This window comes from Loigolactobacillus coryniformis subsp. coryniformis KCTC 3167 = DSM 20001 (assembly GCF_002706425.1).
GTDB lineage: Bacteria > Bacillota > Bacilli > Lactobacillales > Lactobacillaceae > Loigolactobacillus > Loigolactobacillus coryniformis.
The window spans coordinates 1,618,871-1,640,486 of the sequence record NZ_CP017713.1; the positions used below are offsets into that span (position 1 = coordinate 1,618,871).

General features: G+C 45.7%; 18 protein-coding genes and 1 pseudogene. 6 read left to right on the top strand and 13 right to left on the bottom strand.

From position 1 onward, the window contains the following. Positions 1–74 precede the first annotated feature (74 nt). From yjeM to LC20001_RS07935, 7 genes are all read right to left on the bottom strand, one after another. Positions 75–1,571 (bottom strand): glutamate/gamma-aminobutyrate family transporter YjeM, encoded by a 1,497-nt coding sequence (yjeM, locus tag LC20001_RS07910; RefSeq protein WP_056943258.1) that lies wholly within the window; start codon positions 1,569–1,571, stop codon positions 75–77. A gap of 214 nt (positions 1,572–1,785) precedes the next feature. Next, positions 1,786–2,703, bottom strand: a complete 918-nt coding sequence (locus LC20001_RS07915) for an HNH endonuclease signature motif containing protein (RefSeq protein WP_010011178.1) — start codon at positions 2,701–2,703, stop codon at positions 1,786–1,788. A 15-nt stretch (positions 2,704–2,718) separates the two neighbouring features. Then, positions 2,719–3,051 carry a hypothetical protein gene (locus LC20001_RS07920; protein WP_056943257.1) on the bottom strand — a complete coding sequence of 111 codons (333 nt, stop codon included), beginning with the start codon at positions 3,049–3,051 and terminating at the stop codon, positions 2,719–2,721. Positions 3,052–3,195: 144 nt separating this feature from the next. Next, the gene (locus tag LC20001_RS14775) at positions 3,196–3,336 is read right to left on the bottom strand and encodes a helix-turn-helix domain-containing protein (RefSeq protein ID WP_141707607.1); all 141 of its coding nucleotides are present in this window, start codon (positions 3,334–3,336) and stop codon (positions 3,196–3,198) included. A 379-nt stretch (positions 3,337–3,715) separates the two neighbouring features. After that, complete coding sequence (locus LC20001_RS07925; protein ID WP_003677980.1) at positions 3,716–4,141, bottom strand: methylglyoxal synthase; 426 nt, start codon at positions 4,139–4,141, stop codon at positions 3,716–3,718. Positions 4,142–4,256: 115 nt separating this feature from the next. Beyond that, on the bottom strand, positions 4,257–4,445 hold the full coding sequence (locus LC20001_RS07930; RefSeq protein ID WP_010011176.1) for a heavy-metal-associated domain-containing protein: 189 nt from the start codon (positions 4,443–4,445) through the stop codon (positions 4,257–4,259). Beyond that, positions 4,445–6,700, bottom strand: coding sequence for a heavy metal translocating P-type ATPase (locus tag LC20001_RS07935; protein WP_010011175.1), 2,256 nt, complete (start codon positions 6,698–6,700; stop codon positions 4,445–4,447). The genes LC20001_RS07930 and LC20001_RS07935 overlap by 1 nt, the downstream gene beginning before the upstream one ends. Positions 6,701–6,970: 270 nt before the next feature. On the opposite strand from LC20001_RS07935, the gene LC20001_RS07940 reads away from it, so the two are divergent. Further along, a complete protein-coding gene (locus LC20001_RS07940; RefSeq protein ID WP_010011174.1) occupies positions 6,971–7,588 on the top strand; it encodes a sugar O-acetyltransferase in 618 nt (205 codons plus the stop codon). A 49-nt stretch (positions 7,589–7,637) separates the two neighbouring features. Here LC20001_RS07940 and ilvD read toward each other — a convergent pair whose 3' ends face one another. Then, complete coding sequence (gene ilvD / locus LC20001_RS07945; protein WP_010011173.1) at positions 7,638–9,338, bottom strand: dihydroxy-acid dehydratase; 1,701 nt, start codon at positions 9,336–9,338, stop codon at positions 7,638–7,640. Between the two features lie 405 nt (positions 9,339–9,743). Between ilvD and LC20001_RS07950 the strand changes: the two genes are divergently transcribed. Further along, complete coding sequence (locus tag LC20001_RS07950; RefSeq protein WP_003677975.1) at positions 9,744–10,085, top strand: metal-sulfur cluster assembly factor; 342 nt, start codon at positions 9,744–9,746, stop codon at positions 10,083–10,085. 256 nt (positions 10,086–10,341) lie between these two features. Here LC20001_RS07950 and LC20001_RS07955 read toward each other — a convergent pair. Further along, positions 10,342–11,469, bottom strand: a pseudogene (locus LC20001_RS07955) (diguanylate cyclase). 166 nt (positions 11,470–11,635) lie between these two features. On the opposite strand from LC20001_RS07955, the gene LC20001_RS07965 reads away from it, so the two are divergent. After that, positions 11,636–12,958, top strand: coding sequence for an IS1380 family transposase (locus LC20001_RS07965; protein ID WP_099267139.1), 1,323 nt, complete (start codon positions 11,636–11,638; stop codon positions 12,956–12,958). A 189-nt stretch (positions 12,959–13,147) separates the two neighbouring features. Here the strand turns inward: LC20001_RS07965 and LC20001_RS07970 are convergent, their stop codons facing one another. Next, positions 13,148–13,663 (bottom strand): hypothetical protein, encoded by a 516-nt coding sequence (locus tag LC20001_RS07970; protein ID WP_056943269.1) that lies wholly within the window; start codon positions 13,661–13,663, stop codon positions 13,148–13,150. Between the two features lie 450 nt (positions 13,664–14,113). Between LC20001_RS07970 and LC20001_RS07980 the strand changes: the two genes are divergently transcribed. Further along, positions 14,114–14,485, top strand: coding sequence for a hypothetical protein (locus tag LC20001_RS07980; RefSeq protein ID WP_003679417.1), 372 nt, complete (start codon positions 14,114–14,116; stop codon positions 14,483–14,485). A 49-nt stretch (positions 14,486–14,534) separates the two neighbouring features. Here LC20001_RS07980 and LC20001_RS07985 read toward each other — a convergent pair whose 3' ends face one another. Then, positions 14,535–15,929 carry a uracil-xanthine permease family protein gene (locus tag LC20001_RS07985; RefSeq protein ID WP_010011165.1) on the bottom strand — a complete coding sequence of 465 codons (1,395 nt, stop codon included), beginning with the start codon at positions 15,927–15,929 and terminating at the stop codon, positions 14,535–14,537. A gap of 332 nt (positions 15,930–16,261) precedes the next feature. On the opposite strand from LC20001_RS07985, the gene LC20001_RS07990 reads away from it, so the two are divergent. Continuing rightward, positions 16,262–16,678, top strand: a complete 417-nt coding sequence (locus tag LC20001_RS07990; protein WP_010011163.1) for a zinc ribbon domain-containing protein — start codon at positions 16,262–16,264, stop codon at positions 16,676–16,678. A 37-nt stretch (positions 16,679–16,715) separates the two neighbouring features. Here the strand turns inward: LC20001_RS07990 and LC20001_RS07995 are convergent, their stop codons facing one another. Beyond that, positions 16,716–18,242 (bottom strand): hypothetical protein, encoded by a 1,527-nt coding sequence (locus LC20001_RS07995; RefSeq protein WP_225358936.1) that lies wholly within the window; start codon positions 18,240–18,242, stop codon positions 16,716–16,718. 558 nt (positions 18,243–18,800) lie between these two features. Between LC20001_RS07995 and LC20001_RS08000 the strand changes: the two genes are divergently transcribed. After that, positions 18,801–20,723, top strand: coding sequence for a hypothetical protein (locus LC20001_RS08000; RefSeq protein ID WP_010011161.1), 1,923 nt, complete (start codon positions 18,801–18,803; stop codon positions 20,721–20,723). Between the two features lie 85 nt (positions 20,724–20,808). Here the strand turns inward: LC20001_RS08000 and LC20001_RS08005 are convergent, their stop codons facing one another. Then, positions 20,809–21,555: an SDR family oxidoreductase gene (locus LC20001_RS08005; RefSeq protein ID WP_010011160.1), complete on the bottom strand. Its 747-nt coding sequence runs from the start codon at positions 21,553–21,555 to the stop codon at positions 20,809–20,811. Positions 21,556–21,616: the final 61 nt, after the last annotated feature.

Genomic DNA, 21,616 nt, shown 5'->3' on the forward strand with positions numbered 1-21,616 from the left:
CATAACTTTCACTAGGTTAATTTGCAAGTCAGGTCAGCGAAAAAGGATGCGCTAATACGCATCCCACCAGTAAATTATTTAACTGCTTGCCGCTGATAACGATGGAATAACCACCAAGCCACGACCCCGAATAACGTTGGTCCCGCAATTGAGTAAATCGTTTTCGCCCAATCACCATTGATCGCCGGTTCAATAATCGTAAAGACGTTCGCAAAGCCAACAGAAAACATGACTGCCGCAACGCCTAGATAAGTGGCAAACTTATTTTTATACATCGTAAACGGCTTTTTAATCGCTGTTTGGCGTTTAAAACCAAGAAAAGCGAAAGCGATGAACATATAAGGCAAGGTCATCGACACGTTGGTCATCGAAACTAAAATATCAAAGAAGGCCTTAGCACCACTGCCACCAAATGATACGGCAAAAATGATCACGATCACGATCGCCGCCTGAATCCGCATAGCGTTGATCGGTACCCCGTTTTTGATCACCGTTAATTTACGCGGCCAGATGGCTTTCGGCGTGCCTTCGATCAGTTGCTTTAGTGGTGAAAAAATCAAGGTGAAAAACGCTCCTGATAAAGCCAAAAACATCGACAAGCCCATATAACGGCTCAGCCATTGACCAACCTGAATCGAAGCCGCTTCCGACAAATATAAGGCATGACCTAACTGATAACCCATATTATTCATCGCGATATAGGCCACATTACCTAGCGTCACCTGGGCATCGCCAAACTGGGTAAAAGCAAAATGCCAATTAGTGAAAGCCCCCATAATGAAGATACCGATCGCATAACCTGCCGCAATGATCACAGCTGAAATTGTGATTCCACGCGGAAAAGTGACTGCAGCATTCTCGGTTTCATCAACTAATCCACCGACCACCTCCAAACCACCGTAAGCAAAAATCGCGTAGACCAAAAAGCTAAAAATTGCGATCATTGTAGTGAAGTCCTGATTTGGCGAGACAAAAAATGCCTTAACTGACAGCGGCTCAGCCATTTTGCCATTTAAAAATAGGATCACTAGTCCGCCGGCCAATAAGATAATATTGATCAAGGCCACCGCGGTCCCACCAATCGACGTGATCCGCTTAACTGAATCCAGCCCTTTTGAGGAAATAAAAGTAATCAAGATCACCCACAGAATAGCTAAAACACCTAATGTTTGGACGCCATTTAGGCCAAATAACGACCATTGCTGAGTTTCGTCCACCCCAAAAATCGCGTTAGACAACGGGATCCAAATACCAGAACCCACGTTGACCATCCAGACGATATAGGAAGCGTACCACATAAAGGTCCCAACGAAGGCAAATTGCGGATTCAGTGAATTGGCCATCCATGAATAAATGCCGCCTTTATAATCCTTAAAGGCCGCGCCATATTCTGCTAGCATAAAGGCAAATGGAATGAAGAACATCACCGCCGCAATAATGTACCAAAAAATCGACGCGTAACCCATTAGGTAAAACGCCCGCGGAATATTGGTAAAGCCAAAAACGGATGTAAAAATCATCAGAATAAGTGCCGATAACGTCAGTTTAACGTGTTTTTTTGTTTGCGCCATGCTTGATCCCTCCAGAGTAAATAAATTCTAGGGCTAAGCATATCAGTAAAACGCCTAAAAAAACGCTTGCTAGAGAAAACTCTCATCAAGTTTCACCGCACTAACAGCGACATCACAGGCTTTCATCAGTAAAATCACAGAAAAACAGCCATAGAGGGCCGATTATTCACCTTCCTGGCGGACCCCACACAGTACACACACGAAACCAATTCCGTTAAGCCTGAAATACGAACCGGCGGTGCCAATTGAGAAATGGTGCTGCAGCTGGCGAAAATGAAACTCGCAACCGCGGTCGTAATCCCAGCCGTTCACGATCTAGTAAACCTAATTGTGGTGCAATCAATAAATGGCCCCCGCGACTGAATCCAATCAAGCCTTGTCGCAGCAAAGCCGCATGACTTGGACAGAGCAGCAAACCATTGTCAGCAGCTGTTCGTTCCGCTGGCGCACTATCCTTTAGCGGTTTTAAGCGTGTCGCTTCAAGTAGCGTAGACTGTTCAAGTCCGCAAATTGCACATTGCGGCACTTGTCGTTGCTTAACTGCCAATGTAAAAGTCTGTTGCGTTTGGGTCATTTGCCGCCGATTGATCAAATCAGCATTGACTAATAAACGGACCAACGGATCGGCATCCGTTGTCGTCACCGCTGACATTGCTAAACTCAATTGTTCATTTTGTTTGACCACAAAATAATCGGCTTCGATCAAATCGATCAGTTGCGTTAATAATGCTGAATAACACGGATAGATATAGCCTTGATTACCACTGCCGTCCGCCTGAAATGCGGCGTGTTTTTGCGGTAGTAAGGGCTGAATTTGTGGTAAATGATCACTGATCGTTAGTGGTGTGGGTAACGTATAATACTGTAGTCGTACCGCATTAACTTGCGCGCCAACGGCTTGCCCCAGTAAAAACGCTGGCCGCTTAATTGTATGCACACTAGACTGTGCTTGGCTGACCGCCACAATTTGTCCGGCAACATAGTGAAACAAAATATCTTGCGGCTGTATCTCGTTGATCCGCGCCCAAGTTGGTGGCACCACTTGACCAGTGCCGCGTTTGTGCGTCCAAATCAAACCTGCCGTTTTTTCTTGCTGATACGTGCGTCCTTGCATGACAATAAATGCTTGCATCCTGGCACCTCTCGTTTACTGAAATAATTTATCAAAATAGTGATCGGTCAAAAAATTTTTTAATCGAGGAACATCCAACTCGTTTTGCAAATTCAAAAAAACAAACGTTGGCGTTGCTGGCGAATAGACGCGGTCCATATCGGTTAGGATCACATCATAAGTAGCCGTTGTACTATATAATTCTAACGCAATTTTGATGCCTATTGGCACATAAGCACGAATCTGACCGATCATGGCTTGCGCGGCAGACGTCTCCATCGAAAAATCACAACCCCCGTGTAAAAGTACTTTGATTCCCAGTACTTTGCGTCGCTGTTCCAAAATATACCGCCAGATACGTATTTTCATCGCCTCAGCTTCAGTAAAGGGATACAAACTTTTGTCATAAAAGTATCGATCATCTAATCAGTCATTTCTTGTTCGTTAACCACCGAGGCCACGCAGACCATAATAAATAAAAATAGAAATACCGACTCTGATTTTCAAAGCCAACTAAGCGCCCACTTTGATTGGAATATTATATACAGCCAATAACTGATTTAGTGCATGCAAACGCCGCTTCAAGGTGAACACACTGATTGCCAGATTTGCGGCAAGGCCGTACCGTACCAGCCGCGCCTGAATGCAACAGATCCAGCAAACTTTGGTATTTAAGCGACCGCTTCACAAAGTGATAGTAGAGACGTTGCGCCACTAACCGCCTTGTTTATTGCAGTGAAACTTGATTGTCGCTAAGCTATAGACTGACTTAAAGCTACCCTTTAATACTTAAACATCTAATCCGTTTCAGTTGCGCACACCTGATCCCGGTTAAAAATGTCGGAACAGTCTGATTAGCAAAATAAAACATCATGCACTTCCTTCCTAATTCATTTGGCTTAAATCCAAGTAATCGGATTTTCTACTTTTATTATAACAATAGTTCTAATTAAATCTATAATTGACTTTTGCAGTGCAGAAGTACAAAAAAGAGTTGGCCATAAATGATTTATAGCACAACTCCGCCAGTTAATTATTCATATTTTTCGTGACGACTCTCATCGCCGTTGACTATTTTGCGGAAATCGAGAAAGCCGGCATTTAAGCCGCGGATCAGTATTTCGGCAGTGCCAATGTTAGTGGCGAGTGGAATGCTATAAACATCAGCTAGACGAATCAGAGCATTGACATCGGGTTCGTGGGGTTGCGCCGTCAGCGGATCACGTAAAAAGATGATTAGATCCATTTTATTTTGGGCGATCAGGGCGCCGATTTCTTGGTCGCCACCTAGTGGTCCTGAATTGAAGCAAGTGACCGGCAACTGGGTTGCATCCGCAACGACTTGGCCGGTATGGCCGGTAGCGAATAATTGATGACCGCGCAAAATTTCGCGATACGCCGCCGCAAAACGGGCCATTTCGGGTTTCTTTTCATCATGAGCGATCAGTGCTATTTTCATTTAAGTGACTCCTTATCAGTAGAATGGCTAGCTGATTCTAGCTTACTCAATAAAGCGGTTTCGCGCAAGCTAAATAAAAAACCAGCAACCAAAGCGGCGCTGGTAAGTAGTGATTCTATTCGGCTACGCTGTATGAAGTGTCAGCTAAAGCGGCGTTGAGTTGAGCGACGCTAGCCGTGCCGTCAAAAGTAGCAGTTTTGCTATCAAGGTCAACGTTCACGTTATTAACCACACTGCCTAATTTTTCAGTCACAGTATCGGCACAACCTTGGCATTTCATTCCATTAATAGTTACTTTTTGCATTATGATAACTTCCTTTCGGGGAGGGTTAGTTTTTTGATTTTAAAACGGTTCAAACGTAAAGCGTTGAGTACGACGGTAACTGAGCTAAAGCCCATTGCGCCGGCAGCGATCATTGGGTTCAATAAGGGACCGCCAAATAAGTATAGCAGACCTAAAGCTACCGGAATACCTAATACATTGTAGAAAAACGCCCAGAATAGATTTTCTTTGATATTGATCATGGTTTTGTGGCTTAATTCGCGCGCTGTGACCAACGAACTCAAATCAGAATTCATCAGGATCACTTCAGCTGAATCAACCGCCACGTCAGTGCCATTACCAATGGCAACGCCGATCTCAGCTTGAACCAACGCCGGTGCGTCGTTGATGCCATCGCCGACCATCGCCACTTTATGCCCTTGTTGCTGCAAAGCTTTGATCGCATCGGCTTTGCCTTCTGGTAATACGTCGCTGATCACTTGTTTGATGCCCGCTTGGGCCGCGATCGCCTCTGCAGTCGGACGATTGTCACCAGTCAACATCACTACGTCTACACCTAAATGTTGTAGTCGTTTGATTGCTGCTGGACTATCTGCTTTGATTGGATCAGTCACCCCGAGCACGCCAACTAATTTTTGTGCTTGGGCCACGTAGATCAAGGTTTTACCGGCTGTACTTAAGGCAGCGGCCTGATCAAACAACGGACTAGCGGCAACGTTTTGTTGCTGCATTAGCTTAGCATTACCCAGTGCCACCGTCGTTCCAGCGATTTGACCCGTAACGCCTAAACCAGGTAGCGTCGTAAAATTAGTAACGCTTTGGCGCTGGGCAGCGGCAGCGTCGATCACCGCACTAGCCAAAGGATGATCCGAATAATATTCCAAACTAGCAGCTAATTGCAAAACTTGATTACGCTCACCGTTTGTAATCACATCAGTGACTTGTGGTTGACCTTGTGTAATGGTCCCTGTTTTGTCCAAAACGACAGTGTCCAGTTGTGCCAATTGTTCAAGCGCAGCACCATTTTTAAACAGTACGCCGTGTTTGGCGCCTAGGCCAGTGCCGACCATGATTGCAGTCGGTGTCGCCAAACCTAGAGCACAGGGACAAGCGATCACTAGTACGGATACGAAGATCGTCAGTGAAAAAGCCAGTGACTGCCCGCTAATTAACCAAGCTAAGCCGCCAACTAACGCGATCGCCATGATCACAGGAACAAAAACACCAGAGATTTTATCCGCTAAGCGGGCGATCGGCGCTTTGGAACCTTGGGCGTCAGAAACTAATTTGACGATATGGGCCAAAGCAGTATCATTGCCCACATGCGTAGCTTGGTAAGTGATCTGACCATTTTTATTGGTACTGCCACCGATGACGCGGTCGCCGCTCATTTTGGTGATTGGCAAACTTTCACCAGTTAGCATCGATTCATCCACCGTGGTTTGGCCAGTTAAAACTTGGCCATCCACTGGGATCGTTTGGCCCGATTTGACCAAAATTGTATCACCAACTTGGAGCTTATTCACTGGCACCGACTGTACCGTTTCATCCGCATTGACGCGGTCGGCCATTTTCGGTACCAAAGTCAATAATGAAGTCATCGATGTGGTCGTCTTTTGCTTGGACAGTGCCTCAAAATATTTACCCAGCATGATCAGCGCCAAGATCGTAGCGCTGGCTTCGAAGTATAACGGCTGCTGCGTGCCCGTTGTCCAGATCAACATCGTATTGACCAAACTGTACAAAAAGGCAGTTCCAGTGCCGACAAACACTAACGAATCCATGTTAGGATGACCTTTAAATAAGGTGGTCGCCCCTTTAATTAAGTAATCACGGCCCAGCCACAGTACTGGCAAAGCTAAAATCAATTCAGCGAGCGACGCTGTTGCCGGCGCCATCATTGGATTTAACCACATCACGGTCGGTAAATGTAGATCCCCGGCCATCGCCACGTACATTAATACGGCCGCCCCAATTAGCGCACCGATCATAGCGTTACGCTGTTGTGTTAACTTGACGGCTTTTTCATCCCGCTCTGCCGCCACGTTTTCCTGGGTCAACTCTTGGGCTAACTCGGCGCCATAACCAGCGTTGACCACCGCTTGGATGACCTCTGCTGGTGCTAAAGCCTGATCGGCGAATTCCACTTTCATTCGTTCCGCTGCCAAGTTAACGTTAGCCACCGTCACACCAGGTAACTTGCTGACCGCTTTTTCAATGGTCTGCGCACAACTGGCACAAACCATGCCGTCAATTTTAAATTGTTCAGCTGTCATAAAATTTCACCTCCCTTCATTGAATTGATCGTTAATTTTGCTAAACCCATGATAAAGCCCCCGTTCTGCCGCTTGTTACGTGATAACGGTTTATGTTTACATCTGTAATCGATAAGTTAATCTTAGCACACCGATTACATTTGTCAACGGTTATTGGCTTAAAGCTTTAAATGTAGGCAAAGCCCTGATAGTTACTTGGTAATTAGTTGCTGCAACGCCGTGATTTGGGTTATGCTGATAGGGAAATCTTTATTATCTAAGGAGGACCTTATGCCATCTGAACTCGACTTAATGCGAGCTGGCCAGTTGTACAATTCCACCGCCGCTGAGCTAGTGAAAATGCGCGCCACCGCTAAACAAAAAGTTTATCGCTATAATCAAACGGCCCCGGAAGCCAATGCGTTACGAGCACAAATCCTGCCGGAATTGATCGACTGTCCAAGCCGTGACGCTTATATCGAAGTGCCTTTCCGGATGGACTACGGCAGTAACGTTCACATTGGCGCGAATTTTTACGCCAACTATGATAGTATTTTTCTGGATATTGCCCCGATCACGATTGGTGACAACGTCATGTTAGGCCCGCGCGTGTCGTTATACACTGCTGGTCATCCGTTGGTGGCCAGTGTTCGCAATGAATTTTTAGAGTACGGTCATCCGATCACCATCGGCAATAACGTTTGGATCGGTGGCAATGCAGTCATCTGTCCTGGCGTTACGATTGGCGATAATACAGTCATCGGCGCCGGAGCGATCGTCACCAAAGACATGCCGGCCAATTCATTAATCGTCGGTAACCCGGCGCACGTTTTACGTTCATTGACCGCAGCTGATGAACAATACTGGCAGGCCGAAAAACAGCGCTATCTCGCTGCACGGAACCAATAGAATAAAAATACGATCACGTCAGTTATCATGCTGTACGTGATCGTATTTTTTAATCCTTATTCCAAAAGTCAGTAACCGCGCCCGTTGCTGAGCTAGAAACTAAATGCGCGTATTTTCCTAACACACCACGGGTATACAACGGTGGGATCGTCGTTTCCGCTTTACGCTTCGCTAATTCAGCATCTGAAACGTCCATTGTGATCTCCTTGGTGTCTTGATCAATAATGATCGTGTCGCCATCATGAAGATAAGCGATATTCCCGCCATCTTGCGCTTCTGGCGCGATATGACCAACGACAAAGCCGTGGGTCCCGCCGGAGAAACGGCCGTCCGTCAACAAGGCCACTGATTCGCCTTGACCTTTACCAACTAAAATACCGGATAAGGACAACATTTCTGGCATCCCCGGGCCCCCTTTTGGTCCTTGGAAGCGAATGACGATCACATCGCCTGGTACCACTTCATCAGCCAATACCGCGTTGACCGCATCTTCTTCGTTGTTGAAAACTTTGGCTGGACCAACGTGGCGCCGTGATTTGACCCCAGAAACCTTGGCAACCGCGCCTTCAGTGGCTAAGTTACCGTGCAAGATCAATAATGGGCCGTCAGGACGTTTTGGATGTTCCAGCGGTACGATCACTTTTTGACCTGGCTTCAAATCAGGTGCAGTAGCTAAGTTTTCGGCAACAGTTTTACCGGTACAAGTCAGGCATTCGCCATGGATGTAGCCATTTTGGTACAAATACTTCATGACCGCTTCAACACCACCAGCTTCATAAAGGTCCTGGAAAACATACTGGCCACTAGGCTTCAAATCAGCGATATGCGGTACCTTTTTCTGAAAAACGTTAAAATCATCGATCGTTAAGTCAACATTAGCGGCATGGGCGATCGCCAATAAATGAAGCACGGAGTTAGTCGAGCCCCCTAAAGCCATGATCACGGTCAACGCATTTTCAAAGGCTTCACGGGTCATGATATCTCTAGGGTAGATGCCCTTTTCCAGCAAGTTCATTACGGCTTTACCAGCTGCTTCGACGTCTTTTTTCTTTTCTTCAAAGGTTGCTGGATGGGAAGATGAACCCGGTAAGCTCATGCCCATCGCTTCAATTGCTGACGCCATCGTGTTAGCCGTGTACATACCGCCGCAGCCACCAGGACCAGGGCAGGCGTTACATTCGATTGCACGTACTTCTTCTGCCGTCATATCTTTATGGTTCCAATGACCGACTGCTTCAAAAACGGAAACTAAATCGATGTCTTTGCCGTCTAATTTACCTGGCGAGATCGTGCCACCATAAACGAAGATCGCGGGTACTTCAGTGTTGGCGATAGCGATCATGCTCCCGGGCATGTTCTTATCACAGCCACCAATGGCGACAAAAGCGTCGCAGTTATGCCCGCTCATGGCCACTTCGATCGAATCGGCGATCACATCGCGGGATGGCAATGAAAAGCGCATCCCAGGTGTGCCCATGGAAATACCATCAGAAACGGTGATCGTGCCAAATTGTACCGGCCAACCGCCCATTGACCGAATCCCATTTTTAGCAAGTTTGCCTAATTCCTCTAAATGTAAATTACAGGGCGTATTTTCCGCCCAAGTACTGATGACCCCGATCAGTGGCTTATCAAAATCCTTATCCGTCATCCCAGTTGCACGTAACATGGCGCGGTTAGGTGACTTGACCATCCCATCGTACACATGACTTCTGATCCGTAGATCCTTTTTCGATTGTTCGTTCGTCATTGTGATTCTCCCCTTTCAACTGTAAAAATAAAACGATCATTCATAAATGATCTTAAAAGCTACCCCTTAAGCAGCGCGTTAATCATAGCCAAAACAAAACCATAAGCAGATCTAGCTGCTTTAGTATAGATTTTACCTCTTTACTCATTTCATTCCAATATAAAAATAAGAAAATAAGGGAAAATACTTATTTAAAATTAATAATTAGCTTGAATTTTTTTAATTTTAATGACAAAATACATTTACAACTATTTTTTAACCGCAATTAATCTAGCTTCATTTTTTTGCCTGCAGCTATTACGGTTGCAAAAATTACCATTTTAATTGCGGGTAAGTTAATTGGCTACATAGGCTGAGCAAAACGCCTACTAACCGAATTTTATTGTATGAAAAGGAGCGAATATAATGCGTGAAGATATTAAAATAAATGACCGTGCCGCTGAATTCAGTGAGGCGATCATCGAGCGATTACAAAAGGTCAACGATCCAGAATTGGAATTAGATATTTATAATTTAGGTTTGATTTACGAATTAAATTTAGATGAGAACGACCAGCTGACAGTTGTCATTACTTTCACAGAAATGGTTTGTGGTTGTATTGAATCGATGCCGGTGGACATTAAGGCGGCGCTACAAAATCTGCCGGGGATCAAAGCGGTGGATGTTCAAATCGTTTGGTCACCACGTTGGAATATGAAACGAATCAGCCGTTTAGGTCGGATGGCGCTAGGTATCAGCGTACATTAATTCTTACAAAAAAGTACCGTCAGCACTGAAGTGTGTTGACGGTACTTTTTTGTTTATAAACGCGGATACACATTAACTTACACTGGAACTAAAATAAAATTGGGGTGCTTTTTCTGGACGATTTTGGCGGCTATAACCGTGCCACCGAGCAGCGCACATACTAGTGCTGTGCGATAATTACGTTTGGTCATTTTATCACCTACTCAAGTTATTAATACGCTTAGCTTACGTCGCCAAACTTAAAATAACCTTGGGCTTACTCGGCCAATAATGGTAATTGCGCCTGGCCAAAATAATCACCCTGTAAAAAATTAGTGAACGACTGCTGCCGTAACCAGGCAAATAAGCGCTGATCCGTGACGCCATCAACGGAAAAGCCTAGCTGACGACTTGCGGCCAAAGTACCCCAAAACTTGATCTCTTTGCTAGCTTTCATTTGATCAGGCTGCGCGGCCACCGTGAATTTAATGCCATCAAAGTAATCTAAGCTGGCGTTAATCTTAGTAAAATGGCGATTGGTTCCGATCTGACTTAACACAAGTTTGATGCCGTTAGCATGATAAAAATTAGCCATTGGGACCAATACCTGCAGCGCCGGGATCTGATTTAATTCAATGTAAAGCTGATTTGGCCCATCTGGACCGTTAATGAAAGCCACGATCTTATCGGCAATGGCTTGATTAAGAAAATCAGCCACGGGCAAAGCTTTGACTAACACTTGGGTCCGCGTATTCAGTAAGGCGGTTCGCATCAACTCGATTCGGGTGTCAATATCCAAATAATGTTGCTGCGGTAAAACCCACTGCTGCGCTGTCTGATCATAACGCCGCAATTGCAACTCCTCAGCAATGCGTCGCACCGGCGTAGTGTCTGCATAAACGCCACGCGCAAAGTATGCATACTTGACCTGATTGGAGTCATCCTGCAACTGTTGGGTCGCGCCGTTGACTGTGATCGTATCACGCCCATTTTGCTTACTGATATACAGCGAATGATCGGCCCGCTTATAAATATCATTCGGCGAGCGATCCCCCGCGTACAATTCGGTCATCCCGCTAGATATCGTAACCTTGATCGTTTGCTTATCGTAATCAAACTCGTGGGTGCGAATCGCCTGCCAACAATGTGCCATGATCTGAAACGTTTCTTTGACTGTACTATTAGGAAAAATCACGGTAAACTCTTCACCACCGGTCCGGTAGACCTCGTAATGTTCACCATACTGATGGACAATCTCTTTGAGCGCCTAGGCGACCTTAGCCAATACTTGATTACCCGCTAAATGGCCGTATTGATCATTGACCAACTTAAAATGATCAATATCTAAGGTGGCAACCGTTAACGGCTGTTTGCCAGTGCGAGCGACCCCAAAATGATTAAAAATATCCTTTTGCCTGAATTATGCATATCTTTTCCTAAACCTTAACGAGAATGCTGCTACACCATCGTTTTACCTTTGATTGAGGGTTTCACCAAAATGGTGTACCAAAAAAGCACCTTCCGTGTTATTGTTATAGCGACCAAACAATAACGAACACAGGAGATGCCTCATGACTAACTTACACGAAACCCAACTGCGATTCAACCCTAAAATCAAAATTAAGACTGATGATGTTCAACTTTCAAATAACGCAGGCCTGTTGTTTTACGCCGAATTTAAGCACGCAGCTGGTCTTGACCAAACTATTGATCAAGCGGCGGCACAATTAAGCGAAAAACGTATTGGCCCTCATTATTCTAAAACTAGCTTACTCAATCAAATGCTGGAACTGAATATTGCCGGTTACGGCAATGATGTCGCGGCCGACGCGCTACAACACGACCCAGTCATGAAACAGGTCCATGGGACGACTGATTTAGCACCACAACCGACTATTTCTCGTTTTTTAAGTGCGCTAACTTGTGATGATGTTCTGCACTTGAACCGTTTGATTTTAACCTTGGCGCTCGATTATATCAGGACTAACCATATTGACACGGTCATGCTTGATGTTGATTCGACGCATTGTGATACCTTTGGTCATCAAGAAGCTGCTAGTTTCAATGCGCATTATGGGGTTACTGGTTTCCATCCGCTAGTGGCCTATATCGCGCAGCTGAATTTGCTTTTAGGAATCAAGCAACGTCCAGGCAATCAGTACACCAGCACTGGTGTCAAAGAATTCTTAGCCCCGATCTTTGCGGCTTTTTGCGAATTGCCGTTTGATGTTCAGTTGATTTTACGCGGTGATAGTGGTTTTGCGACGCCTGAGCTTTATACGCTCTGCGAATTTTATGATGTAAAATATGTGATCCGCCTGAAGCGAAACGCCGCTTTAGACCAACTAGCTGATGAATTCACACCAGTAGTGCCCAAGCATTTTGATCAGAATTCGGTCATCTATGGTGAATTCAACTACGCGGCCAAGAGCTGGTCGATTGATCGGCGCGTCCTAGTAAAATCGACGCATCAAGTAGGCGAACTATTCTTTGAACGGCAATATGTGGTCACTAATATGACTGAAGCCGGGGTCAAATTATTGTACTTAGCCTATCAAAAGCGTGGGGCCATGGAAAACCTGATCAAAGAAAGTAAAGCCGGCTTTTTTATGGATAAGACGAATAGCCACACCTTTACTACCAATGCCGCGCGAGCAACTATCAGCGGCATTGCCTATAACTTGATTGCCTTGATGAAGTTAATGGCCTTACCAAAAGAGCAGCGCAACACGACCATTAGTACACTACGCTTTCAAATCTTTCATGTTGCTGGAAAACTAGCCCGTCACGCCGGAAAAATAATCATTCATCTGGCGCAAAGCAACGTCTTTAGCCAGCAGATCGAAGCCTTATTAGCTAACATTCACACGTTAAGCCCCTTAGTGACCAACTAAGAAAATAGCGCAGTTACTTTTAAAATTTTTTAAAATTATTGTGTTTGACCAAGGGATTAGTGGCTACTTTTTTGACGCGATCAAGTATGAAAACTAATCAAACTAACTAAATTAAGTCAAACTTGGCTAGTCATGACTAGCCCAAGTCGTGAATATAGAGAAATTACGTAAAACTGATAATTTGGCCAATCAATTTGATGCATATGCATAATTCAGGTTTTGGTAAGCGGTGAAGTTTTTCGTGCTAGTCAATTCATCATAATTAGCCAAATGTTCCGTTACCAAATTTTGAAAAAAGCGCCGCTGCTGTCTTCCGGTGGAAAGTTTCATCAAGAAAAACATCAATACCGCGCCTGCGGCAATTCCTGGCGTTACAACCATCCCCGCGGGTCGGCTCGGTAATGTAAACCAAAAATCAGCTGCCAAAAAAACGGCAATCGGTAACCGATAACGAAAATTAGGCCCAATCTTCGTTCGATAATGCCGCACTAGAACCAACGTCACTAACAAAACCACCATTGAAACTATAAAACCCCATTGGACAAAATTATTAACGTAGTACTGGCACCACATGTTGATCAATAGTCCACACCGAATCAAGTATTCCCAAATCGATGTATCTTCATCCAGCAATGCTAAAATCAGAATAAACAACCCGATATTGTGATAAAGGATCGCGTTGACACTTCCAGCGTAACCAGCCACATTTAAAACACTGCTAAAAAAAAACGGCTTGAACGATAAGTAACACGCGATACATTAACTGGCGTGAATGACTTAGTGTCTTATCCCGAAAGGCATGTCCCCAATTTTCCAAATAAAAGCTAACAAACCCAGCGATAAAAAAGAGCGCCACCAGTAATTGTGCGTTCCATAATAACGTTTTAAGTAAAAGCGCCTCTAGATTCAAAACCAATCCTCCAATATTAGCCAACTAAACAGCTAACTAATGAACAAGTTTTATTTTTTAATAACTTAAGCATAGCACAAAATTTATCAATTTGATCAATAAATTAAAGTATAGCAACTCCATTAACCCCACACTTTTAATGTATTTACCCAGTGACGCTTTACAATTTTAGCAGAACATCAGTTTGGAGCTTTGTACCATAAAGTAGTATAATTAAGTTACTAAATTGAAAAGAGGTTGAACTGATGAACCCAAAATTTCTTGAAGTCATGCAACATGAAGGACCCGTTACGATCGTGACGATCAACGCCCAACCAGCTAGTGTCGTCAATACTTGGGGCTCCTACGTTAATATAAATGAAGCCGGTAATTACTTATTGATTCCAGCAGCTGGGATGCGTAGTATCGAACATGATTTTGCTACCGATAATACCGTCGTCTTAACGATGGGCAGCAAAGCAGTTGAAGGTACAGTTGGCCCTGGTGCTGGTTTTCACGTTCACGGTACTGGTGAATTTATTGAAGCCGGTGCTGAGTTTGATGCCATGCAGGCAAAATTCCCCTGGATCCGTAAAGTACTTAAAGTCAACATTAAAGAAATTCAACAAAAAATCTAGCCACACAAAAACGACCGCCAATAATGACGGTCGTTTTTCTATTACCTAATTAATGTGCGGCGGTATGTGCCGTCACTTCAGTTACCTTTTCATCAGTGCGTGCTACCTTTTTATGTTCAGGAAAAATTAAATTAGCTAAAATACCAACGATCGTGGTCGCCGCGATACTGTCTTCAAAAATAAATTTAAGCCAGGTTGGTAACCCAACGATCGCATCCGCATGGCCAGCAAAACCAATGCCTAAGGCAAACGTGATGCCCAGTACAGTGATATTACGTTCACTGAAACCGGCTTGTGCCAATAATTTGATCCCATTCAAAGTGATCATCGCAAAAACGGAGATCAAAGCGCCCCCAAGCACTGGCGCCGGAATTGACGCAAAAATATAACCTAATTTAGGCAAAAAGCCACAAACGATCAGTACCCCGGCACCTAAAGTAATACACCATTTATTAACGACTTTAGTCATCGACACAATGCCCACATTTTGACCAAAAGCCGTATTTGGCATTGCCCCAAATAATGACGCCACGGCACAGCCTAAAGCATCCGCTAAAACGGCGCCGGAAGTCTCCTTCTCCGTGGCCTGGCGATCAAATGCAGCGATGGTGATCCCAGAAGTATTGCCGATTGTTTCCATTGAAACTGTGATGTAGATAATCACAAAACTGATGATCGTTTGCGCGTTAAAAGTTGGGATAAACGGTAAAGGCCGCGGAATCGTAGCCCAGGATGAAGCGCCGATCGCACTAAGGTCTACTTTACCAAACAAGAACGCAATACCATAACCCAAAATCAAGCCAAATAACAAGGCCGCAGTTTTGACAATGCCTTTACCAAAGCGTTGCAAAACTAAAACGATCAAAAAGGTGGCAAAAGCGATCGTCAAATTTTGCCACGATCCGTAATCCTTAGCCCCAGCGCCACCGGCAAAATAATCCCGGCCAACGCCTAACAAATTCAAGCCGATCACGATCAGCGCACTACCGATAACTAGTGGTGTAAACAGACGCTTTAAGTATTTATAGAAGACCCCGATCACGCCCTCAGCTAAACTCCCAACCAAGGCGCCCCCTAATACGGCGGGAATCCCACCCGCTGCAGCAGCGGCTGAAGCGGTGGGTACGAAGGCAAAACTAGTCCCCATGACAAATGGCAACCCTGAACCAATTTGGAAACGGCCGATCTTGATCGGATATAATTGCAAAAGTGTTGCCAGACCAGAGATCAACATCCCCGCTTGAATCATGATCACCGTTTCCGCCGGCGTTGCTTTAGCAATCGCCGCAATGATCAACATTGGCGCTAAATTACCCGCAAACATCGCTAAAACGTGCTGCAACCCCATTGGAAAGGCAATCGACAAGCGTGGTCGGCCCTCCAATTGATAAAGCATTTGTTCATCCGACAGACCACTTGTACTGTTATTTTTCACTTTTTTCATGAAAAATCCTCCGTTTCCGTGCACTTGAACTAGCCGACTAGCAACAAAATAACCCGCTCACCGTTTTACTTTAAATAATATTTTCGTTCTAAAAAATATTATTTGCATTAAATCCAAAAAATAATATGTGCCAAATTGCACATATTTGTAAGCGCTTTATTTATTAATAATTTAAGTTTGACACGACCTATCTGTAAATGCAATACCCATTTCTGTACTCAAACTAACCCATAAAAAGGCCACGGACGTTCACTTTCCGCCTTTTGCCCGATGACTTTAACGTCTCAATTTGGCATAGTGGGACTATTAAGTAAAAAGTGAGGCTGATCTGATTGAAACAACCACCAAAATGGCTTTTTAAAGTTGCGCAATTTATGCGCGGTCGCTACGGTATTATGGATAGTTTGAATAAATTTTTAATGACTTGCGGCTTGCTGTTGATCTTCTTGACCCTGTTTATTCACACTAGCTGGCTTAATTTGCTGGGCATTTTATTATTGCTCGTCGCTTATTGGCGCATCCTTTCCCGCAAAATTTACCAGCGGGCCCATGAAAATACTCAGTTCCAGCAGCGAACTGCCTGGCTGACTAAGCCGCTGCGCCGCCACTATCATGAATGGCAGCAGCGGAAACACTATCGCTTCTTCACTTGTAAAAACTGCCACCAACGGATTCGCATCCCTCGTGGCAAAGGGCAGCTTAAAATCACCTGTCCCAAGTGCCGCCATCAGTTTCGGGCACGAACTTAACAGCAAAAAAATCACCCAACACTGGGTGATTTTTTATTCACGGTAAATCGTTAAACCGCTGGGCCAATTCGGCATAAAATGGCGCTGGTATTGCCTGAAAACTGCTGGTAAAGTCAGCGGTTTGTTGATAAGTCGTCAGCGCTTGTATCAATTGTTCCGCCAACCCAGCAGTCGTTACCGAATACCGGTTAAGTAGCTGCTGCACCGCCTGCTGGATCTGCACTTGGTTCAGCGGATTTAGGGCTAATAAGGTATTAAATAATTTATCGAAGAAAATCTGATCAGGCTGTTTTGCCGCTTGTGGAGTTAAATCATCTTCAACTAGCAACTTAAATTGAGCAAATGCTGCTGCCTGTGCTTCCGCCGTAATGCCCCGCCATTGGTTATATAGCTGCAGGGCCGCGATCTGGCTTGCCTTGCTAGCGGGACGCTTTTTTGGCGCTGGTGTACTAGCTGTTGCCTTGACTGATGGCGTTTTTTGTTGGCGCAAGGCTTTACGTAACCCATGACGAAATGCTAACGGGATCTCGTTGAAAAAGTTGTCATCCAAGGGATACCGCCGCGATAGTTCGTACAGATATTTTGAAACTTCTGGCTGAACCATTTTGGTACCCGCTTTAAATGGAAAGGTCTGCCACGCAAACTTCCAGCGTTCTGGGCTTTGCAGGACTTTTAATAAGCCACGGAAATAAAAATCACCTGGTTCAGCCTGATGCTTTTGGGCCCATTCGGTTAGAAATGGCCGCATACTGGGATCCCAAAAGTTTTTAAACTGAAACAGTGGTAATTTAGAATATTCCTGCACGTCCGCTAAATAATGCTCAAAAGTTTCCTTTTGGGCCGGTGCCAGCGGCTCTTTGGCGGCATAAACCAAGCGATCAACTTGCGCGATCTCTTTTTGCACAGTGGTGTAATCAAGAATAAAAATCGGCATGTCAGCCTGTTTGAAGTCCAGTAAACGCAGCCAGAGATGGTGATTCATTTTATAAGGTTGGGCCAGTCGATTATTGGTGAAGTGCGCATAAACGTAGCGCCGCCACAAATCAAGGGGAAACTTGTCGCCACGCTGTTTCAGCCATAATAATTCATCAAACGCCAGATCGATCCGGTGCACGCCAGCTTGAATTTCACTGACGACCTTCATCGGGATCCCTAAATGATCCGAAAAATGCTTGATGCCCAACTTTTTAACCTCGCTGGGATGCTTGCGCGAGCGCAGCACAAATTGATATTTTAACGGCCGATGACAGATACAGTGATACTTGGCCTGCTTACCGCGCACGTAATCGGGGTCAACATTGCGCTGAACAAACTGCCATTCTGCATCACGCATATAACTAATATTTAACATTGCTGAACTGATCTGCCGCCGTTTATAATCGGCCACCACATTCTGCTGCGCCGGCGTTAACGCTTTGTACAGCGCCGTCCGCTCTGCTTCTGTGTACTGTCGTGCACCATTGCGGCGCGGATACGTGCCCAACTGATGATTTTGTGGATACCAATTAGCGTAGGTATCGAGGTACATGTCCATGTTGCTTACGCCACCTATTGTTAATTTCATGAAAACTACTGCAAACTACTTTACCAGAAATACAGCCCTAACGTGACTACCTTTGCCCGTGAAAATTTTAAACAGACTTAGTTGGTGTAGCCGCAAGTAATTTGATGCAGTGCTGTCTTGCGGTTCACAAACCGGCGTACGCGCTTTGTTGCCATAATGACTATCACTTTTCGCTACCGAACGTACGTTCCCGATGGCTAATCTAAGCATACGCTAAATTAGCCACCCTTGCAATACCCAGTTTTTAAATACAGCCGAAGTAAAATGGTTCCATCCCGGATCCGACTTAAAAATGAAATATAATTTACTGACCGACAATGGTAAAATTACTATTATATGGTCAGTCGCTGCTAACGTGTGTTGAAAAAGCGTCCAGATTTTGGGCACTAGCCTAGGCTTTTTCAACCACGTTTACGCTAAATTAGCGGTAAAAACTAATTTAACAGTTAAAATGCAGCCTAGCCAAAAATAGCGATGCGGCCATTCAAATTGATCGCCGCTTGTTGGGTCATACTTTTTGACATAACAACGATATCGCCTTAGTGGAGGAATTACCCAATGCCAGCGCCATTGTCAAAACAAAATAAAATGCCAGCACCAGCTGCTTTATTAGCAGTTGGTGCCTTAGCCGTCACCGGCGGTTTACTATTAAGCAACGATCAACCGGTGGCTGCCGCAGCAACAACAGCCACCGCCACACCAAACAGTGACTCCATGGCGCCGGTAACCACCGCACAAAATGCGGTCACCAGTGCTGCTACCAGTCAAACTGCAGCCAGTCAGACTTTGCAAAGTGCCCAAGAACAGGCGACCAGTGCCAACACGGTCGTCAATTCTGCGGATGCGCAAGTAGCTGTGGCCGCCAGTAATGTTACCCGTGCCAGTGCTAACGTTGACGTGCAGCAAGCCCACCAAACCCAGGCAACCTCAGCCAATGTTAGTGCGCAGCAACAAACCATGGCGCAAGCCCAAAGTCAGGTTGCGGTTGCGCAACAAACTATTGCTGCCAGCCAAACGGTGGTTACCAGTGCGACTAGCCAAGCCAGTGCGGCGCAAACTGAAGTCGACACAGCAGCCAGTGCCGCGATCACCGCGCAAGTGACCGTTACTAGTCAACAAGCTGTGGTTGATCAAGCCCAAACGCACTTAGATCATTTGGCCCCTAGTTCGGTTCAGGCGGCCGTCAGTGCAACTAGTAATCAGGTGACCGCCGCCCAAGCGGCCGTCAGTACTGCCAGTTACGCTAGCTCAACGGCAACCGCTACTGCTGGTCGTGATCAACAAGCCGTCCAGGCCGCGCAAAATACACTGACCACAGTCACGGCGGTGGATAATACCGCGCAAGACGAATTGTCAATGGCCCAAGCTGCTGAAAGTACTGCTCAAATAGCGGTATCCCAGGCGCAAGCCGCTGCTGCCACGGCAACAACTTCGGTGGCGACTACCAGCGCAGCCCGCCAAGTCGCTGACCAAATGACGACTGCGGATTTTAATTTACATAAAGCTAGTCAAGACGTTATCGCCGCGGCGCAACGATCAACATTGACGGCGCAGGTCGTCAGTGTGCAACAATTGCGTTTACGCCGCTTACGCGCTCACTTCGCCCAGCCTGACCAGTTGCGCCGGCAGCGCGTAGCCTTAGCTTGGGCACAGGCGCAGCATCAGGCGGCCCACAACGCTTATGTGCAAGCGCAAACCACGCAGGTTGCCGCGCGTGAAGCTGTAACTGCAGCCCGCCAAGCATGGGCCGCAGCTACAATGCCGGCACCATTACGTACCGCACAACAAGCATTGGCACAAGCGCAGGCGCGGACTGTGGCCCAACAAGCACAGGCAGCGCAAACGGCTGCAGCAGTGATCAATGCACAGCAAGCATTGGTGACGGCTAAAGTAGTCGCTAAAACTAGCTTAGCGCAAGCAGCTAGTGCACAAACTGCGTTAACAACGGTGCAAGCGCGGTTAAGTCAGCGGCAGGCGGCAGCCAGTGCGGCCCAGGCGACTTTGACTTATTTACCACAACGAACAGCCCGCGCACGAGCTGAGCTGGTCTTGGCCCAAAGCAAACTATCTAATGGCCAAGCCACTGCCACAGCGCAACGCCAAGCTTTATCCACTAAGCAACACGCCTTGCAACAAGCCAATACGCAAGTGTTGACCGCGCAAACCCAGTTGACAGTGGCTAAAACACAGATGCAACAGGCCCAACAAACATTAGTCCAAGCGCAACAGACACTAACGGCGCTAAAAAATGCGCCGGCTAATTTGGCCCAAGCCCGCCATGAGCTACTAGATGCCCAAGCAACATTAGCCCAAGCTAAGTTGCAGCAAAAACACGCGCAAGCAGTTTATACGGCCACCGTTACCCCATTGATCATGGCACAGCGCCAGTTGGTCACTAGCAATACCACTTTGGCGGCAGCGGAAGCCGCTTTAACGGCTACCAAACAACACCGCAGCCATTTATTGATTGCGACTAAATAAGCAAAACGATCAAATTAGTTTTTTACGCTAACTTGATCGTTTTTTTATTACTAAATAATAATCAACTTCGGTGCAAGATTTTTCATTACCAAGGTTGATCAGTTGGACCGATGGTAAATTCATTGACGTTGGTGTCTTCTGGTTGATCGATGGCAAAAGCCACCACGTTGGCTACCCGATCAGGGCTGATTTGATATTGTTGATATAATTCAGCGGCGCCTTTAGCGGTATCTGTATCGGTGATCGTGTGTAATAATTCTGATTGGATCGCGGCTGGATAGATCGTAGCGGTGCGAATATGCGATCCCTCTTGAGCGGATTCCATTCGTAAAACTTCCATTAAATCACGAACCGCCCACTTGGTGGCCCCATAAACGGCACCACCAGGATACGCTTTTAAGCCGGCAACAGACGAAGTTGTGATCACATGACCTGATTTTTGCGCTTTAAACAAAGGCAATACCGCAGCGATGCCATTGAGGACCCCTTTGATGTTAACGTCAACCATTTGGTTCCACTCTGCTGTTTTCAAATCTGATAATGGTGAGTTTGGCATTAATCCTGCATTTAAGAAAATCACATCAACCTTACCAAACTGAGTTTGAGCTAATTCAACCAATTTTTGGTTATCCGCTGCCTTAGTTACATCGGTGACTTGAAAAATTGCTTGCCCACCATTTTCTGTGATCTCATCAACCAACGCTTCCAACTTATCTGCACGCCGGGCACCAAGTACTAATTTGGCGCCTTTTTTAGCTAATTTTTTCGCGGTTGCTGCGCCAATACCACTGGATGCGCCAGTAATAATAACGACTTTATCTTTAATTGCCATGTTAAAAACTCCTTACTATTTTTGGTATAATCAAAATATATCACCTAAACTCAACTTTAGG

Bases quoted from the DNA above. Each gene is read 5' to 3' on its own strand.
- LC20001_RS07925 (WP_003677980.1), bottom strand. From the start codon at position 4,141: ATGAAAATAGCACTGATCGCTCATGATGAAAAGAAACCCGAAATGGCC.
- LC20001_RS07950 (WP_003677975.1), top strand. From the start codon at position 9,744: ATGCGTGAAGATATTAAAATAAATGACCGTGCCGCTGAATTCAGTGAG.
- LC20001_RS08000 (WP_010011161.1), top strand. From the start codon at position 18,801: ATGCCAGCGCCATTGTCAAAACAAAATAAAATGCCAGCACCAGCTGCT.
- LC20001_RS07965 (WP_099267139.1), top strand. From the start codon at position 11,636: ATGACTAACTTACACGAAACCCAACTGCGATTCAACCCTAAAATCAAA.
- LC20001_RS08005 (WP_010011160.1), bottom strand. From the start codon at position 21,555: ATGGCAATTAAAGATAAAGTCGTTATTATTACTGGCGCATCCAGTGGT.
- LC20001_RS07920 (WP_056943257.1), bottom strand. From the start codon at position 3,051: ATGAAAATACGTATCTGGCGGTATATTTTGGAACAGCGACGCAAAGTA.
- LC20001_RS07940 (WP_010011174.1), top strand. From the start codon at position 6,971: ATGCCATCTGAACTCGACTTAATGCGAGCTGGCCAGTTGTACAATTCC.
- LC20001_RS07915 (WP_010011178.1), bottom strand. From the start codon at position 2,703: ATGCAAGCATTTATTGTCATGCAAGGACGCACGTATCAGCAAGAAAAA.
- yjeM (WP_056943258.1), bottom strand. From the start codon at position 1,571: ATGGCGCAAACAAAAAAACACGTTAAACTGACGTTATCGGCACTTATT.
- LC20001_RS07935 (WP_010011175.1), bottom strand. From the start codon at position 6,700: ATGACAGCTGAACAATTTAAAATTGACGGCATGGTTTGTGCCAGTTGT.
- LC20001_RS07985 (WP_010011165.1), bottom strand. From the start codon at position 15,929: ATGAAAAAAGTGAAAAATAACAGTACAAGTGGTCTGTCGGATGAACAA.
- LC20001_RS07930 (WP_010011176.1), bottom strand. From the start codon at position 4,445: ATGCAAAAAGTAACTATTAATGGAATGAAATGCCAAGGTTGTGCCGAT.
- ilvD (WP_010011173.1), bottom strand. From the start codon at position 9,338: ATGACGAACGAACAATCGAAAAAGGATCTACGGATCAGAAGTCATGTG.
- LC20001_RS07995 (WP_225358936.1), bottom strand. From the start codon at position 18,242: ATGAAATTAACAATAGGTGGCGTAAGCAACATGGACATGTACCTCGAT.
- LC20001_RS07980 (WP_003679417.1), top strand. From the start codon at position 14,114: ATGAACCCAAAATTTCTTGAAGTCATGCAACATGAAGGACCCGTTACG.